Below are 14,842 nucleotides of genomic sequence, written 5' to 3'. Positions count from 1 at the left end.
CGGCTGAGGAGAGTACGGATGCGTCTCAAACTTGTCACCACGACGAGCATTATTGCCCTATCGCTGTTCGCGGCAGCGAATGCGGCTGAGATCAATCAGGATGGAGCCAACAAGCTTCGCGACAGCCTGACGAAAGTGTTGCCCGACGATTTTGCAAAGAGCGGTTTTCTAACCGTCAACCCGGCGGGTAGCCGCTACGAGATCATTTATGATTTCGCCAAGCTGCTCAGCAAGGTCGACACGACCAAGGTCGTGGTGAATGGCCTGACACCATGGTCGGTTTTTGCCACGCCGCTCGACAGCGGTCTGTGGAACCTTGAAGGCAATAACAGCTTCAATATCTCCGGCAACCTCAAGGGGCCGGATGACAAGGCCACGGATTTTACCTACTCGATAGCATCGATGGTCTATGACGGCGTTTTCGATCCTGCGATCGCGTATCTGCGCTCCGGCAATTTCAAGGCCACTGACATTCGCGTCACGTCAAAGTCCGATATGGACCAGGTCGACGCGACATTTGCGGGCATGGACTACCGGCTCGATTCGACCGACAGCGCCAGCGGTAATGGTCGTCTCGATTTCAAGGCCAACGGTTCGCTTTCCGCGCTGTCGGAGACCGTCACGAGCCCGCAGATGCCACCGGTCAACATCAAGGCGGATTCGATAGACTTCAACGCCGATGTCGCCAGCCTGCCGGCGAAGGAAATCCGCGATATCGTCTTCTTCATCCTGGAGCATATGGACGAGAAGGAACTGAGCAAGGAGGATGGCGAAAAGCTGAAATCGGTGCTCAAGGCATCCTTCCCGCTATTCTCCTCCCTCAATGAATCGATCACGGCGAACAACCTGACGGTCGGTACCGCCGCGGGTAACGGTGGCGCCAAGGCCTTCGGCTATAATTTCTCGATCGCCGGGCCGAGCGACGCCGTCCGGTTTGCCTTCGGTATGAACGCTGCAGATGTGACGCTCGATAGCCCTGTCGTGCCGGCGAGCTACCACGCCTTCCTGCCGAAGAGCATCGATATGCAGATCGCCGTCCCCGACATGGATTTTGCCGCTTTCGGCGACGAGTTCATGAAGATCGATTTCTCGGCCGGCAGCAATTCGGAGGAAAGTGGCAAGCAGGCGGCCGAGAAGCTTTTCCATGATGGTATGCTCGTCGTCGACTTGCCGAAGTTTACCGCGGTCTCCGACGTCTACGATATCGACGTCACCGGCAAACTGCTGGGCCGCATCGATACGCAGAAGGACTATTCGGTTCAGGCTTCGGTCCTTGCGCGCGATCTCGACAAGTCGATCGCCGCCATTCAGGAGCTTGCCAAGAGCGATCCGAACCTCCAGCAGGTCTCCTTCGGCATGATGATGGCCAAGGGCTTTGCCAAGACTGATCCGGATGGCCGCTCGCGCTGGGATATCAGCGTTGCCGGCGACGGTTCGGTGGCGGTCAACGGTCAGCAGATCAAGGGACCGGATGCCGAGGAGCCGGATCAGAGCGAGGATCAGGATCAAGGGCAGGAACCCGATCAGGAACAGGAACAAGGTCAGGAGCCGGTACAGCCGCAATAAGGCATTCGGCTTGCAATCTGGAAACGAAAAGCCGGCTCCGTGCCGGCTTTTTTGATCCGGCACCGAAGGTCGAGGTCAAGTCAGCCTCTGGATGACGGTGGCGAAGGGCTTTACTCAAGAGGGAGACGGCCGTTCATTGTGGGCCGTTGTTCGACATCCGGATGGTTCTGTGACGGTGAATAATCAGCCCTTGATAGGGCTGAGTGAGACCGGACAGTAACAAGCATGCAAGCCGAAACAAAAGAGCCGGTCGAATACCGGCTCTTTTTAGTCGAAGAGGCTCGAGACGGACTCTTCCTGTGCCGTGCGGCTGATGGCTTCGCCGATCAGCGGTGCTGTCGTGACGACGCGGATGTTGTGGGCCGAAAGGACGGCCGTCGTCGGCTGGATGGAATCCGTGATGACGAGTTCGCGCAGCTTCGACGAGGTTACACGGGTGACCGCGCCGCCGGAGAGCACGCCATGGGTGATGTAGGCGGTGACGCTGGAAGCGCCCTTGGCGAGCATGGCGTCGGCGGCGTTGCAGAGCGTGCCGCCGGAATCGACGATATCGTCGATCAGCAGGCAGTCCTTGCCGGTGATGTCACCGATGATGTTCATGACTTCGGATTCACCGGGCCGATCGCGACGCTTGTCGACGATGGCCAGAAGACAGTCCAGCCGTTTGGCGAGCGCGCGGGCGCGCACCACGCCGCCGACGTCAGGCGAGACGACCATGACGTTGCTAAGGTCATAGTGGCTCTTGATGTCGCGCGTCAGAACGGGCAGGGCGAAGAGGTTGTCTGTCGGTATATCGAAGAAGCCCTGGATCTGACCGGCATGGAGGTCGAGCGTCATGACGCGGTCGGCGCCGGCTTCGGTAATCAGGTTTGCGACCAGCTTGGCGGAGATCGGGGTGCGGCCGGAGGCGCGACGATCCTGGCGGGCGTAGCCGAAATACGGCAGCACGGCGGTGATGCGGCGGGCTGACGAACGACGCATGGCGTCGATCATGATCAGCAGTTCCATCAGGTGGTCATTGGCAGGAAAGGCGGTCGGCTGCACGAGGAAGACGTCCTCGCCGCGGACATTTTCCTGGATTTCCACGAAGATTTCCTGGTCGGCAAACCTTCGGACACTGGCTTTCCCTAAGGGAACATTGAGATAGTTGCAGATCGCTTCGGCGAGTTGCCGGTTCGAATTGCCTGCGAAAACCTTCATCTTGGTCCGCCTGTTATGCGCTGATAGCCGCGCTTTTTAGCCAGCTTCCCGGTGAATGCAAGGGCTAAGGCATCACATACTTTTATATTTATAAAAAGCTTGTGACTAACCGCCCTGGCTTTGCCGCCAGGATGTAAATTCCGAAATCGTTTTGGAGGCGATCTGCTGCATCACGGAGGCAGGCACGCCGGCCCAGGGATCGGTCGCCGCCGTCGGCACGCTTTCCTGTCCCTGAATGCGGTGCAGCCGGCCGCCGGCATTGTCCAGCACATCCCAGACATAGACCACGGTGACCTTGCCTTCGTCGCTGAAGGCGGAGAGGTAACCCTTCAGAATATAGTCGCTGCTGGTGTCGTTGGAACTCTTGATGGCAAGGCCATGGGCGCGGGCTTCCGTCCCGAGCTGGCGGGACAGCGGGGTCACGGCCTGCACCGGCGCACCGATGATGGGCAGGAAGCGCACGGTATTGCCGCGCGCCGACGTCGATGAAGAAACCGACGGATCAAGCGCTGCCGTCTGTGTCGGCTGACGCGACGGCGGTTGTTCGGCAGCGACGGTCGGTGGCGCAAGCGACCCGCTTTCGATCGGTCCGGACGCAGCGGGCGAAGAGCCGTTGCGGGACAGCGCATCGGCTTGGGCCTGCATGGTCGTCGGCGGAGCGCCGGTGCCGGGCCGGTAGGTCTGGGCCTGATAATCCGGCTGGGTCGGATATGTCTGCTGGCTATAGGCTGGCGTATAACCGTTCCGACGGGGTGCGGCTGGAAATGTCTGCTGCGGCGCTCCGGCCATGCGTTCGGCTTCGCCCTGCGTCACCGGTGTGGATGAGCGCTGGTCCGTCGAGGAGTCGCCGATTTCCATCGGCGGCGTGAGCGTCAATGCATCGGTCGTGTTGCAAGCAGAAAGCAAGGCAAGACAGATCAGGAGCGTGGGCGCAGTCGCAACTCGCGTCATCCCTCGGTTCGTCCCTTCCCACGTCAGCATCAGCCCCGTGCGAATTTATGGGGGTGGGGGGACCTGTCTGTCAATTCCGGATTCTTGCCGGTCATTGCAGAACTTAGGCGCCGATGAAATCCAGCGGATGGCGCGAAAGCGCACGCGGGCCTTCATCTGTCGTCAGATAGGTCTGTCCGAGCGTCATGGCCGTACCCGTATCGGAATCGGCGATGATCATGTGCACGAAGAGCGACATGTCGGCCTCGATCGGCTGCGGGTTGCCGGCATGGAACATCTGATGCTCCATCCAGGAGGGCGAGAAACGGGCTCCCAGCGAATAGCCGCAGGCATTGAGGCGATGGCGGGCGAGGCCGCGCTCGTCCATGATCCTTGCATGCATGTCGAAGACATCGCCGAAGGTGTGGTCGGGCTTCAACACGGTCTCGATCGCCTGGATCGTCTCGAGGCAGGCATTGTAGAGCTCGCGGTGGCGGTGGGTCGGCTCGCCGATGACGATCGTGCGCATCATGGCGGCATGATAATGCGCGTAGGCGCCGGCCCATTCGAGTGTCAGCTGGTCATTGGCATCGAGCTTGCGACGGCCAGATTTGTAGCGGCAGAGCAGGGCGTCGGCGCCTGAACCGATGATGAATTCGTTGGCCGGATAGTCGCCACCACCGGTGAAGACCGCGCCCTGCATGGCCGCAAGAATATCGGCTTCGTCGGCGCCAGGCTTGGCCAGGCGGATCGCAGCATCCAGCGCGTCGTCGGCCAGCACGGCAGCGCGCTCGACATAGGCGATTTCAGTCGGGCTCTTGATGAGGCGCAGGCGGCTGACGAGGTAGGAGGCGTCACTGATCTGGCCGAAGGTCGTCAACTGCGCATCGACCAGCCGGGCGACGCGGCCGGTCATGCCATGCGTGTCATATTCGACGCCGATACGGGCGCCGAGCAGGTCCATTTCGACCAGCAGATTCTTGAGATCCATCGTCGGGTCGGCGTTGACGCGATCGACCCAGACATGGATGTCCTCGATAACGGAGGTGTGCCGGGCCTGGCGCAGGTCGGCCGAGCGGGTAAGGAGCGCCATGGTGCCGTCAGCCTTGACGACCAGCGTCTGGAAGAAGCAGTAGCCGAAGGTGTCGTAGCCGGTCAGCCAGTACATGCTCTCCTGTGCAAAAAGCAGCAGCGCATCGAGCTTTTCTTCCTTCATCTTGTCCGTCAGGCGGGCGAGGCGGCCGGCGAATTCAGCCGGTTCGAAATGAAGTGCCATGCTGCTTACATCTCCCTGATGCTTATCGCCGAAATCTGGCGGCCGTAATCCGGCTCCTTTTTATGTGTGGTCCGGCGATAGGAAAAAAAGCGCTCGCTGTCGGGATAAGTGCAGACCCCCAAGCTTTCGGCGCGCACGCCGGCGTTTTTCAGCCGTTCGACGGTCAGTGCCGGCAGATCGAACATTGCGTGGCCGGCTGACCGGGAGGGGACGAAGTAGCGTTCGTAGGTCGGATCATAGGCAAGGAAGCGCTCGACGAATTCCGGGCCGACCTCGTAACTTGCCTGGCTGATCGAGGGGCCGAGGCAGGCGACGATGTTGTCCCTGGTCGCGCCAAGGGCTTCCATGGCATCGATGGTGTTTTCAAGCACGCCGGTCAGCGCGCCTTTCCATCCGGCATGGGCCGCGCCGATGACCCGAGTTTCCGGATCGGCAAACAGGATCGGGCCGCAATCGGCCGCAAGCACGCCGAGCGCGATGCCCGGTGTTGCCGTGACCATGGCATCTGCCTGCGGCCGGTCGCCATCATAGTCTGGTCCGATTGTGACAACATCGGGGGAATGGACCTGATGGACCGTCGCCAGCCGCTCGACCGGCAGGCCGAACCAGGCGGCGACCCGTCTGCGGTTCTCCTGCACATTTTCGCGTTCGTCATGCGAGCCAAGGCCGACATTGAGGCCGCGATAGATTCCCTGGGAAACGCCACCCGCACGGGTGAAATAGCCGTGGCGGATCGTGCTGCCGGTCGCTTCGTTCAGCAGCGCGCTTTCGATCGGTGCCGGAGAGTCCGCATCTGTCATGTGATATTCCGGTTTTTTGGAGAGGGATCGACGTCGTCTCCGCCGGCTCTTGTCCGGCGAAGCACTGTCATTTGCCTGGATGTTGGCGAGCGCGACGTTGTCTGTCAATCCACCGGGCGGAACGGCATCAGGTCGATTGCCGGATGCGAGACGGCCAGCACCTTGAAAAGTTCGCCCATGCGGCCTTCCCCAGCTCCTGCCAAACGGTCGACGGCGCTCTGGATAATCTGCTGCGTGTGCGGCTCGCGGTCGCGGCCCAGTGCGGCGGCGCGCTCAAGGATGCCAAGGCCGGTCAGGAAATCGCCCTGATGCAGCGCGCCGTTAATGTGGAGACCGGCGGACGCCGCCGTTTCGGCGAGCTGCTGGAAATCGACGTGGCTTGTGAGGTCCGCTTCGCCGGGATGGGCAAGCGGCGGATCAAACTCATGCATGCGCACGGCCTGCAGCGTATCGCCGAAGCCGGTGACAAGGTGTCCGTAGTCGATTGCGAGCGCCGTGCCGCTGAAGGCCCGCAGCCTTTCGCAGACGGCACTCATGACCGCCTGACGGGCAGGCGAAATCTCAAAGAGCGTGCCGACGGGGACATTCTGCGCGGGCTCCGGCAGCAGCGCCGGATCGATGCCGGCGACGCCGGCGGCAAACATCAGCTCGCCATCGGCATCGAGACCGACCATGCGTTCACGGAAGCCGGTCGGTGTGCGGATGAACTGGCGGATCGGGATCGCGTCGAAGAGTTCATTGGCGACCATCAGGGTAAAGCCCGGCGGTACTTCGTCGAAGCCGGCATGCCAGCTGATCTTGCCGTCATAGGCTTCCAGCGCCTGGCTCTGGACATCGCGCAGGCGTTCGCTGGTTTCGACGAGATGAATCGTCATGTTGTCGAAGAGCGGCGGAGCGATGCGTGAAATCACACGCAGCATGTCCGCCATCATCGTACCGCGGCCCGGGCCGATCTCGACCAGGCGAACACCTGCTGGCGTTGAATGGCGCTGCCAGGCGTGAACGACAAAAACGCCGATCATTTCACCGAAGAGCTGGCTGACTTCAGGCGCGGTGACGAAATCGCCGGAGCGGCCGAAGGGTTCGCGGGTGCGATAATAGCCGTGTTCGGGATCGGCCAGGCAAAGCGAAAAGTAGTCGGTGACGCTGATCGGCCCGTTTGCCTGGATGATCGTCTTGATCTTTTCGCCCAAAGCGGTGGTCATGGCAACAATTCCGGTAGCTTCAGTGCTGCAAGGCCGCAGCCTGTCGGCGGGCGCGGAAGATCGCCCAAAGGCCGAGCAGGATCATCGGGGAAGACAGGACCATTCCCATCGTCAGCCAGTTCGTTCCCAGCAGGTAGCCGAGCTGCGCATCCGGCTCGCGAAAGAATTCCACGAAGATACGCGAGAGCGCGTAGCCGCAGACGAAGACGCCGGTGATCAAGCCGGGGCTTTTCAGCGCCTTGGTGCCATAGACGAGGGCGGCAAGGACGAGGAGCAGCACGATACCTTCAAGGCCGGCTTCGTAGAGCTGGCTCGGATGGCGGGCAAAAGGGCCTCCCGTCGGAAAGACCACTGCCCATGGCACATCCGTCAGCCGGCCCCAGAGCTCGCCATTGATGAAATTGGCGATACGGCCGAAAAACAGGCCGCAGGGCACGACAGTCGCGACGATATCGAAAAGGTTCCAGATCGGAATGTGGTTGCGGCGAGCAAAGAGGATCATGGCGATCGTCGTGCCGGCCAGGCCGCCATGGAAGGACATGCCGCCGTTCCAGATCTGCACGGCGCGGATCGGATTTTCAATAATGGCGCCGAGGTCGTAGAAAAGGATGTAGCCGATGCGGCCGCCGAGAACGATGCCGAGTGCGGCCCAGACGATGAAGTCGTCGAGCTGGGCCCTTGTTATTGGCGATTTATTGTCCGGCCAGAGCGCATCGTTTGCCGCGATACGCCGGGCATAGGCCCAGCCAAGAAGGATGCCGGCGACATAGGCCAGGCCGTACCAATGAATCGCCAGTGGGCCGATCGAAAAAGCGATCGGATCGATATCAGGGAAAGGCATTATAGCAAGAAGATCAGCGGCTATCGGCAAGGTTTTCCCACCCGTTGAGATGCGCGGAACATGACCCTGCGATCTCTGGGGGTCAAGTGCATTGTTCGTCACGGCCCTGCGCGCAAGGGCTTATCCCGTGTAAAGCGCTTGCATCCTTAACGGCGAAGCCCTACCTCCATTTCAGAGGCCGCAGGGCCTGATATTCACGTCGTGCGAAGGGAGAAATACGCCATGACGACCGGAACGAACCGCATCATGGATGAATTCGCCAAGCTGATGACCGATGCCGCGGGGGCCGCGCAGGGCGTGCGCAAGGAAGTCGAAACCGCCTTCAACGCCCATGCCGAGCGCTGGCTGAACAGCATGGATGTGGTCAAGCGCGAGGAATTCGAAGCCGTGCGCGAAATGGCTATCAAGGCCCGGGACGAGAACGAGGCGCTCGCCGCCCGCATCGCTGTGCTCGAAGCCAAGCTCGCCGCAAAGGGCAAGTGATCTCAGCTTAAACAAGATGCTGTATAAGGTGCGGCGTGGCCCATATGTAACATGCCGCATCCTCGATAAAAAAATCGGGTGTGATTTTTCACCTGTGGACACTGCCAAAAAAGCCAATGGGCAGAGTCTTTTACCTCCCCCGCTGAATCTGATTCCATAAGTGCTTTCCACAGCAGGTCCGGCCAAATTTCCGTGAAGGGGGCTGGCAGGCCGCGAGGCCCATTATAGACTGATTTTAAATGATGATTCGAAGCGAATGGTAAGCTCCGGGCAGGTTCACTGCGTTAGTCTGGCAGCGGTTCAACGATCATCCCCAGTGGTTGTTTCCGGTATTGCGTGTGTCTCGTTTTGTGTTTTTCACGAAGTTAGCCGCATTCATTCCGGTCAAGAAGGTGCTGCATGAGCCTTATGGAATTGGAAGTCGAACGCCAGTCGAACCCGGTCGACATGATCGAGTACGTGGCTTCAAACAATGACTGGGCCTTCGAGCGCTCCGGCGAAGACGAGATCGCGATGACGGTCGAGGGCCGCTGGGCCGACTATCACGTCTCCTTCTCCTGGATGGAGGAATTCGAAGCGCTGCATCTCGGCTGCGCCTTCGACATCAGGGTTCCCGAAATCAGGGTCAACGAGGTCGTGAAGCTGCTCTCGGCGATCAACGGCCAGGTGCTGATGGGTCATTTCGACCTGTGGCGCCAGGAAGATGTCGTCATCTTCCGCCAGTCGCTGCTGCTTGCCGGCGGTGCCGAGCCCACCAATCGTCAGGTCGAGGTGCTGCTTTCGAGTGCACTCGACACCTGCGAGGCCTATTATCAGGCTTTCCAGTTCGTCGTCTGGTCCGGCATGGAAGCCAACAAGGCGATGGAGGCCGTACTCTTCGAAACTGTCGGCGAGGCGTAACATGCCTGCGATTACCTTTTCCGCCACCAATCCGGTCGTCCTCATCGGGGCCGGCAATATGGGCGGAGCGATGCTTTCGGGCTGGCTGAAGAGCGGAGTTCCGGGCTCTGCTGTCGTCGTTGTCGATCCTGGCCCATCGCCGGCGATGATGTCGACGATTGCCGATGCCGGCGCCGCGCATGTCACTGCCGCTCCTGCCGATCTTAAAGCCGGCGTCTTATTTCTTGCGGTGAAGCCGCAGGTGATGGAAGCCGTGCTTCCCACGGTCAAAAGTGTCGTCGGGCCTCAGACAGTGGTGGTTTCGGTCGCGGCCGGCAAGACACTGGCCTTTCTTGAAAAGCATCTCGGCGAGGCGGCGATGGTGCGCGCCATGCCGAACACGCCTGCCATGATCGGGCGCGGCGTGACGGGCGCCTTTGCCAATGCGCGTGTCAGCGCCGAACAGCGCGATGGCGTCAATGCGCTTCTTCGTGTCTCCGGTCCTGTCGAATGGGTGCCTTCCGAATCCGATATCGATTCCGTGACGGCGGTCTCCGGCAGCGGGCCTGCTTATGTTTTCTATCTCGTCGAGTGCATGGCAGAAGCAGGCCGCAAACTTGGCCTGCAGGCGGACCTTGCCATGCGTCTTGCGCGGGAAACTGTGGCGGGGGCTGGTGAGCTGCTGCACCAGTCCCCCGACGACGCTGCGCGCCTGCGCCAGAATGTGACCTCTCCCGGCGGTACGACCGCTGCCGCTCTTTCCGTGCTGATGGCGGAAGACGGTATGCAGCCGCTGTTCGACCAGGCGCTTGCGGCAGCTCGCAAACGCGCCGAAGAACTTGCCGGCTGAGAGGCGGTCATGGCCGAAGAGATAAGCTTTGGAGATTTCGAGCGCGTCGACATTCGTGTCGGCACGATCATCGAGGCAAATCCATTTCCGGAAGCACGAAAGCCGGCGATCAAGCTTCTGATCGATTTCGGCCCCGAGATCGGCGTCAAGAAATCTTCGGCGCAGATCACGATTCATTATTCGCCGGAACGGCTCGTCGGGCGGCAGGTGCTCGCCGTCGTCAATTTTCCACCGCGGCAGATCGGTCCGTTCCGCTCGGAAGTGCTGACACTCGGTTTTGCCGATGAGAAGGGCGATATCGTCCTTGCCGCGGTCGAGCGGCCGGTGCCGAATGGCCAGAAGCTGATGTAAGCGGTCAGACTTCCCTATCGTCGACCGGCATCGCGGCAAGCAGCCTCAGTGAATGTCGCGCGAGAGCGGATCGCCCAACGTGAAATCGTGAAAGACGGCTTCGAAGCCGGCACGCTGCGGTGAACAGAAGACCGGGCCAACCAGCACCTCCTCAAGGGCCGGATCGAACCAGGCGAGGCGGGCCATACGCCATTCGTCCATAGTGTCCGTACTGTACTGAATGAAGAGGGCGTCGCCGTTGCGGGTGGCGCGGATCGATATGGCATCGAAATCATGGCCGATGCGGAAAGCCGACCAGTCTGAATTGCCGTTGGTAACCACGGTGCTGAAGTGCCTGGCCCCATCGGTGTATTCGATGCCGCATTTCATCCAGTGCTTCTCATCGGCGCGGATCATCAGGCCCGCCTGATCGTAAAGCGCTTCGTAATTGCCGGAGAAGGTAACCTCGGCGGTGAAGTCACCCTTGCGGCCTTCATGCAGGAAGTGACCATCGTCGCGATGGAAGCCGTAATAGGTGCCCTGCCAGAAATCGGTCTTTTCGCCGGAGCGGACATGGAGCGCGCCGTCGCGCTCTTCAAGGAAGGGCGGCGGGTTCAGCCAGCTCATATGCTTCATGCTCAGATCTCCTTCAGGAAGGGATTTTCACGGCGTTCGTCACCGATGCGGCTTCCCGGGCCGTGACCGCAGATGAAGCCGACATCGTCGCCGAGCGGCAGCACCTTGTCCCTGATGGAATCCAGGAGCTGGCGATGATTGCCGCCGGGCAGGTCTGTGCGGCCGATCGAGCCGTTGAAGAGCACATCGCCGAGATGGGCGAATTTCTGCGCACGGTTGAAATAGATAACGTGGCCCGGCGCATGGCCCGGCGTGTGATAGACCTCGAATTCGTGAGAGCCGAAGGAGATCTTGTCTCCATCCTTCAGCCAGCGGTCGGGCACGACGTTCTGCAGGCCCTCGACGCCGTATTTCGCGGCCTGAGTTTCGATGCGCTGCAGGAGCGGCAGGTCGTCCTCGTGGGGGCCGACGATATCGACGCCGAGCTTTTCCTTCAGTTCCTTGGCGCCGCCGGCGTGGTCCAGATGGCCGTGGGTCAGCCAGATTTCCTTGATCTTCAGGCCGTGCTCCTCGATTACGCCGGCAATGACCGGGACGTCGCCACCGGGATCGACGACCACCCCTTCCTTCGTATCGGGATCGAAGAGAATGGTGCAGTTCTGCTGGAAGGGGGTTACCGGAATGATGCCGGCCTGGAGCATGCCCATGAATGCCTCGTTTCGTCTTTTCAATCGCCTGTCTCTATAGGCGCAATTGCGGTCGAAGGCAGCCGGAATTTTCGGCTGGTTCACGCGGAAACGACAGGTCGCAACAGGAATTTATCGGGTTCGGGAGAGTTGCGCGGCTTCGACTTGTGGACGCTTTATGAAGCGATTTCAAATGTTTGCTACTGTCTTCTTTACGCCATTCTTCCGCCTTGCCTGATGCGGCGGAACAACCACGCAACCCGCGCGTTGTCAGCCCATCGCAACAAGGAGACCTTACAATGACCTTGAAGAGAAACCTTTTGCTGGCAGGCGCCTTTCTGGCTGCGAGTGCTGGCCTTGCTCAGGCGGAGATGGTGGCGACGTCCATCAACGACCTGAACATCCGTTCGGGGCCTGGTCCGCAATATCCGTCCGTCGGTCTTGCCACGCGCGGCTCGACCGCCGTTCTCGATGGCTGCATCGAAGGCAGCCGCTGGTGCCGCGTCGATGTGAATGGCGTGCGCGGCTGGGTCTATGCCGAATATCTGCAGGTCGATCAGGGCGGTTCTCCCGTCATCGTAGAGCAGCATCGCGGTGATCTCGGTGTGCCTGTAGTGACCTATGAGACAACCGCCAGCGTCGTGCCGGCAGAGCCGATGCCTGCGCCAGGCGACGAACTCATTGGTCCGGTTGGCTCGGTCGAGACCATCACGCCACCGGAGGAAGTCCGTACCTATATCGATACGACGCCGGGGCAGGCTGTACAGCTTGGCGGTGATGTGGTCGTCGGCGCCGAAGTGCCTGCGGACGTGACCTTCCAGACGATTCCGGATTACCAGTATCGCTACGTGCGCATCAACGACCGACCGGTGCTGGTCGATCCGGGCACGCGCCGCATCGTCTACGTCTATCAATAAACGGCAGAAGTGACAGGCGGCCTTCGGGTCGCCTTTCTCATATGTCGCAGCTCCCGCGTGGGTTGTTATGTATCTCTACTTCCTCTCTGGAATATGATAATATTCTAACATGTCATCCGGTGATGGCATGAGTCGGCGATCGGGGAGATCGCCAGAGGAGGAAATGATGGAAGCTCTACTTCCGCTCATCACACAAGTGATTGCAGGGGCAGTCGGCGGCAATGCTGCGAGCGCCGCACTGAAACAGACGGCGATCAACGTCGTTGCTCGAACGATTGCGGGCGCAATTGGCGGTATTGGCGGCGGCATGCTGCTCAGCATGCTCGGCGGTGAAGCTGCAGCGACCGGGCTGATCGCCGACGGTATCGGCGGGCTGATCGGCGGCGGCATCCTTTCGACGCTTGCCGGGCTGGTCATGGCCAAGGCACGCTGAAGGTTCGGCACGCCCGACGCAGGACAACCAAATGGCCCGTGGATGACACGGCTGGCTGGGCTGTCATGGTTGGCGAATGATTTATTCGGCAGCGATTGCCGCGGCCGGATAGATTTCTTCCATGGGTTGCTCTTTAGGCGTTGGGAGATGGTTGCCGGTGCGATGCTACAAACGATCCCGGAGACGGGAGTAACTTCCGCGCCCGTAGGACGCATCCGGAGAGGCCGCTCGGCTCTTCCGGGAAGATCGATTGTTCGACGGCTTCAATGCCGCGGCGGCCGGTGAACTTGATCACCGTCTGCGGGTGTGCCGTTCATCAAACAGGCCGGATTGGACCTCGATTGCGGTTCGCCTGACCCAAAACGCCATCGCAGCTGCGCCATGCTATCGGCCGCAGATCAGAATGCATCCTTGCCTTACCCGTCGCTTTTGCGCCATGTCAGTTGATTGTTGTCCCCATTACGTTCTATCCACTGACGTTGGGGGAAATTGCGCGTTGTATTGGAGTTTTGCCGGGCGGGCTTTAGTTTCCGGAAGGAGGAGCCCGTGCGAGGCCTCCTGCAACGTCCGGGGAAACGACTACCGATGTAATGCCAATAAGGCGGGCATGCTTTTGTGCAAGCTTCGCTATATCGCGCCAAGAGGAAGGGAATGCCGAGTGCCACGACAGACCAGCTCGAAAGCAGGCAAACCTGAGCCGCTGGCCACGCCGATGGAAGATACCGGGATCATCGATTTCGAGATCATCGAGCTGTTCTTCTTCGCTTATCGTGACTTCGTATCCGATCCCGATGCCATTCTCGAAAAGAGTGGTTTTGGTCGCGCGCATCACCGCGTCGTACATTTCGTCAACCGAAATCCGGGAATGACGGTCGCCGATCTGCTCGATACGCTGAAGATCACCAAGCAGAGCCTTGCAAGAGTGCTGAAACAATTGATCGATTCAGGCTATATTCGGCAGGTGGCAGGCCCGGAGGATCGCCGACAGCGCAAGCTCTATCCCACCAAATCGGGCAGGGAGCTGGCTCTGGCGCTCGCCGAGCCGCAATCACGCCGTATTGAACGGGCATTCGGGGGAGCTACCCCGGAGGCACGGGAGGGCGTAAAGGCATTCCTCAGAGGCATGCGAGACAGACAGAAGGCGGATTGAATGGCGGTCAAGACAGGCATTTCCGATGACGCGGCGCATCTTCTCGTCGTCGACGACGATACCCGTATCCGTGCGCTCCTGAACCGCTACCTGACGGAAAACGGTTTTCGGGTGACCATTGCCTCTGACGGGGCGGAGGCGCAGCGCAAGCTGGAAGGGCTCGATTTCGACCTCATCATCATGGACGTGATGATGCCCGGCGAATCCGGCATCGAAGTGACACGCGGGCTCAGGGCCGTGAAGAACGTGCCGATCATCATGCTGACGGCGCTTGCAGAATCCGACAGCCGTATTGCCGGGCTTGAAGCCGGAGCCGACGATTACCTTCCCAAGCCATTCGATCCGCGCGAACTCGTCCTGCGCGTCAACAATATCCTGCGGCGCAACAGCGGTGGCGATACGCCGAAGATCGAGCAGATCATGTTCGGTCCTTACACCTTTTCGCTCACGCGCAAGGAGCTGAAGAAGGCTGCGGAAGTGATCCGCCTGACGGACCGTGAGCAGGAGATCATGCTGCTTTTTGCCCGTCGGGCCGGCGACACGATCCCGCGCCACGAGCTGATCGGAGACGATGCCGAGGTCGGCGAACGTACGATCGACGTGCAGATCAACCGCCTGCGCCGCAAGATCGAGGATGATCCTGCCAATCCGGTCTGGCTGCAAACGGTGCGCGGGATCGGATACAGACTGAGTATCGACTGAAACGACGGGTTCGGGACC

The 14,842-nt window shown here is 60.4% G+C and carries 17 protein-coding genes; 9 read left to right on the top strand and 8 right to left on the bottom strand.

Annotation, left to right across the window (positions count from 1 at the left end; genetic code table 11):
* Window positions 1-18 precede the first annotated feature (18 nt).
* Window positions 19-1,566: a hypothetical protein gene (locus tag FHX06_RS03650; protein WP_183878130.1), complete on the top strand. Its 1,548-nt coding sequence runs from the start codon at window positions 19-21 to the stop codon at window positions 1,564-1,566.
* A 267-nt stretch (window positions 1,567-1,833) separates the two neighbouring features.
* Here FHX06_RS03650 and FHX06_RS03645 read toward each other — a convergent pair whose 3' ends face one another.
* The 6 genes from FHX06_RS03645 to lgt all read right to left on the bottom strand — a co-directional run bounded on the left by FHX06_RS03645 (window position 1,834) and on the right by lgt (window position 7,848).
* On the bottom strand, window positions 1,834-2,766 hold the full coding sequence (locus tag FHX06_RS03645; RefSeq protein WP_007824382.1) for a ribose-phosphate pyrophosphokinase: 933 nt from the start codon (window positions 2,764-2,766) through the stop codon (window positions 1,834-1,836).
* 105 nt (window positions 2,767-2,871) lie between these two features.
* Window positions 2,872-3,717, bottom strand: coding sequence for a hypothetical protein (locus tag FHX06_RS03640; RefSeq protein ID WP_113016503.1), 846 nt, complete (start codon window positions 3,715-3,717; stop codon window positions 2,872-2,874).
* Window positions 3,718-3,820: 103 nt separating this feature from the next.
* Window positions 3,821-4,972: a M24 family metallopeptidase gene (locus FHX06_RS03635; protein ID WP_183878128.1), complete on the bottom strand. Its 1,152-nt coding sequence runs from the start codon at window positions 4,970-4,972 to the stop codon at window positions 3,821-3,823.
* A 5-nt stretch (window positions 4,973-4,977) separates the two neighbouring features.
* Window positions 4,978-5,772, bottom strand: coding sequence for a peptidoglycan editing factor PgeF (gene pgeF / locus FHX06_RS03630; protein ID WP_183878126.1), 795 nt, complete (start codon window positions 5,770-5,772; stop codon window positions 4,978-4,980).
* 104 nt (window positions 5,773-5,876) lie between these two features.
* A complete protein-coding gene (locus FHX06_RS03625) occupies window positions 5,877-6,977 on the bottom strand; it encodes a class I SAM-dependent methyltransferase (RefSeq protein WP_183878124.1) in 1,101 nt (366 codons plus the stop codon).
* A 19-nt stretch (window positions 6,978-6,996) separates the two neighbouring features.
* On the bottom strand, window positions 6,997-7,848 hold the full coding sequence (gene lgt / locus FHX06_RS03620) for a prolipoprotein diacylglyceryl transferase (protein ID WP_113115257.1): 852 nt from the start codon (window positions 7,846-7,848) through the stop codon (window positions 6,997-6,999).
* 192 nt (window positions 7,849-8,040) lie between these two features.
* Between lgt and FHX06_RS03615 the strand changes: the two genes are divergently transcribed.
* The 4 genes from FHX06_RS03615 to FHX06_RS03600 all read left to right on the top strand — a co-directional run bounded on the left by FHX06_RS03615 (window position 8,041) and on the right by FHX06_RS03600 (window position 10,381).
* Window positions 8,041-8,301, top strand: a complete 261-nt coding sequence (locus FHX06_RS03615) for an accessory factor UbiK family protein (RefSeq protein WP_112543575.1) — start codon at window positions 8,041-8,043, stop codon at window positions 8,299-8,301.
* A 399-nt stretch (window positions 8,302-8,700) separates the two neighbouring features.
* A complete protein-coding gene (locus FHX06_RS03610; RefSeq protein WP_112543576.1) occupies window positions 8,701-9,201 on the top strand; it encodes a YbjN domain-containing protein in 501 nt (166 codons plus the stop codon).
* Between the two features lies 1 nt (window position 9,202).
* The gene (proC, locus tag FHX06_RS03605; RefSeq protein WP_112543577.1) at window positions 9,203-10,030 is read left to right on the top strand and encodes a pyrroline-5-carboxylate reductase; all 828 of its coding nucleotides are present in this window, start codon (window positions 9,203-9,205) and stop codon (window positions 10,028-10,030) included.
* Between the two features lie 9 nt (window positions 10,031-10,039).
* On the top strand, window positions 10,040-10,381 hold the full coding sequence (locus FHX06_RS03600; RefSeq protein WP_112543578.1) for a tRNA-binding protein: 342 nt from the start codon (window positions 10,040-10,042) through the stop codon (window positions 10,379-10,381).
* A gap of 45 nt (window positions 10,382-10,426) precedes the next feature.
* Here the strand turns inward: FHX06_RS03600 and FHX06_RS03595 are convergent, their stop codons facing one another.
* Both FHX06_RS03595 and FHX06_RS03590 read right to left on the bottom strand, forming a co-directional pair.
* Window positions 10,427-10,996: a DUF1349 domain-containing protein gene (locus tag FHX06_RS03595; protein WP_183878122.1), complete on the bottom strand. Its 570-nt coding sequence runs from the start codon at window positions 10,994-10,996 to the stop codon at window positions 10,427-10,429.
* 2 nt (window positions 10,997-10,998) lie between these two features.
* Entirely contained in the window at window positions 10,999-11,643 is a 645-nt protein-coding gene (locus FHX06_RS03590; RefSeq protein ID WP_112543580.1) for an MBL fold metallo-hydrolase, read from the bottom strand.
* Between the two features lie 278 nt (window positions 11,644-11,921).
* Here FHX06_RS03590 and FHX06_RS03585 point away from each other — a divergent pair, with 278 nt between their 5' ends.
* The 4 genes from FHX06_RS03585 (at window position 11,922) to FHX06_RS03570 (ending at window position 14,824) form a co-directional block, all read left to right on the top strand.
* The gene (locus FHX06_RS03585) at window positions 11,922-12,539 is read left to right on the top strand and encodes a DUF1236 domain-containing protein (RefSeq protein ID WP_112543581.1); all 618 of its coding nucleotides are present in this window, start codon (window positions 11,922-11,924) and stop codon (window positions 12,537-12,539) included.
* A 166-nt stretch (window positions 12,540-12,705) separates the two neighbouring features.
* Window positions 12,706-12,972, top strand: a complete 267-nt coding sequence (locus FHX06_RS03580; RefSeq protein WP_112543582.1) for a hypothetical protein — start codon at window positions 12,706-12,708, stop codon at window positions 12,970-12,972.
* A 658-nt stretch (window positions 12,973-13,630) separates the two neighbouring features.
* Window positions 13,631-14,122, top strand: coding sequence for a MarR family winged helix-turn-helix transcriptional regulator (locus FHX06_RS03575; protein ID WP_112543583.1), 492 nt, complete (start codon window positions 13,631-13,633; stop codon window positions 14,120-14,122).
* Window positions 14,123-14,824 carry a response regulator gene (locus FHX06_RS03570; RefSeq protein ID WP_112543584.1) on the top strand — a complete coding sequence of 234 codons (702 nt, stop codon included), beginning with the start codon at window positions 14,123-14,125 and terminating at the stop codon, window positions 14,822-14,824.
* Window positions 14,825-14,842 lie beyond the last annotated feature (18 nt).

The organism is Rhizobium sp. BK512 (assembly GCF_014194915.1).
Taxonomy (GTDB): Bacteria; Pseudomonadota; Alphaproteobacteria; order Rhizobiales; family Rhizobiaceae; genus Rhizobium.
The sequence above is the reverse complement of the archived record's forward strand: the minus strand, read 5'-3'. Positions and strand labels throughout refer to the sequence as shown.

What these genes read in the sequence shown, in the direction of transcription:
- FHX06_RS03590 (WP_112543580.1), bottom strand. Translation starts at nt 11,643, where the DNA reads ATGGGCATGCTCCAGGCCGGCATCATTCCGGTAACCCCCTTCCAGCAG.
- FHX06_RS03595 (WP_183878122.1), bottom strand. Translation starts at nt 10,996, where the DNA reads ATGAAGCATATGAGCTGGCTGAACCCGCCGCCCTTCCTTGAAGAGCGC.
- FHX06_RS03570 (WP_112543584.1), top strand. Translation starts at nt 14,123, where the DNA reads ATGGCGGTCAAGACAGGCATTTCCGATGACGCGGCGCATCTTCTCGTC.
- pgeF (WP_183878126.1), bottom strand. Translation starts at nt 5,772, where the DNA reads ATGACAGATGCGGACTCTCCGGCACCGATCGAAAGCGCGCTGCTGAAC.
- FHX06_RS03580 (WP_112543582.1), top strand. Translation starts at nt 12,706, where the DNA reads ATGGAAGCTCTACTTCCGCTCATCACACAAGTGATTGCAGGGGCAGTC.
- proC (WP_112543577.1), top strand. Translation starts at nt 9,203, where the DNA reads ATGCCTGCGATTACCTTTTCCGCCACCAATCCGGTCGTCCTCATCGGG.
- FHX06_RS03645 (WP_007824382.1), bottom strand. Translation starts at nt 2,766, where the DNA reads ATGAAGGTTTTCGCAGGCAATTCGAACCGGCAACTCGCCGAAGCGATC.
- FHX06_RS03610 (WP_112543576.1), top strand. Translation starts at nt 8,701, where the DNA reads ATGAGCCTTATGGAATTGGAAGTCGAACGCCAGTCGAACCCGGTCGAC.
- FHX06_RS03615 (WP_112543575.1), top strand. Translation starts at nt 8,041, where the DNA reads ATGACGACCGGAACGAACCGCATCATGGATGAATTCGCCAAGCTGATG.
- FHX06_RS03640 (WP_113016503.1), bottom strand. Translation starts at nt 3,717, where the DNA reads ATGACGCGAGTTGCGACTGCGCCCACGCTCCTGATCTGTCTTGCCTTG.
- FHX06_RS03650 (WP_183878130.1), top strand. Translation starts at nt 19, where the DNA reads ATGCGTCTCAAACTTGTCACCACGACGAGCATTATTGCCCTATCGCTG.
- FHX06_RS03625 (WP_183878124.1), bottom strand. Translation starts at nt 6,977, where the DNA reads ATGACCACCGCTTTGGGCGAAAAGATCAAGACGATCATCCAGGCAAAC.
- FHX06_RS03635 (WP_183878128.1), bottom strand. Translation starts at nt 4,972, where the DNA reads ATGGCACTTCATTTCGAACCGGCTGAATTCGCCGGCCGCCTCGCCCGC.
- FHX06_RS03600 (WP_112543578.1), top strand. Translation starts at nt 10,040, where the DNA reads ATGGCCGAAGAGATAAGCTTTGGAGATTTCGAGCGCGTCGACATTCGT.
- FHX06_RS03585 (WP_112543581.1), top strand. Translation starts at nt 11,922, where the DNA reads ATGACCTTGAAGAGAAACCTTTTGCTGGCAGGCGCCTTTCTGGCTGCG.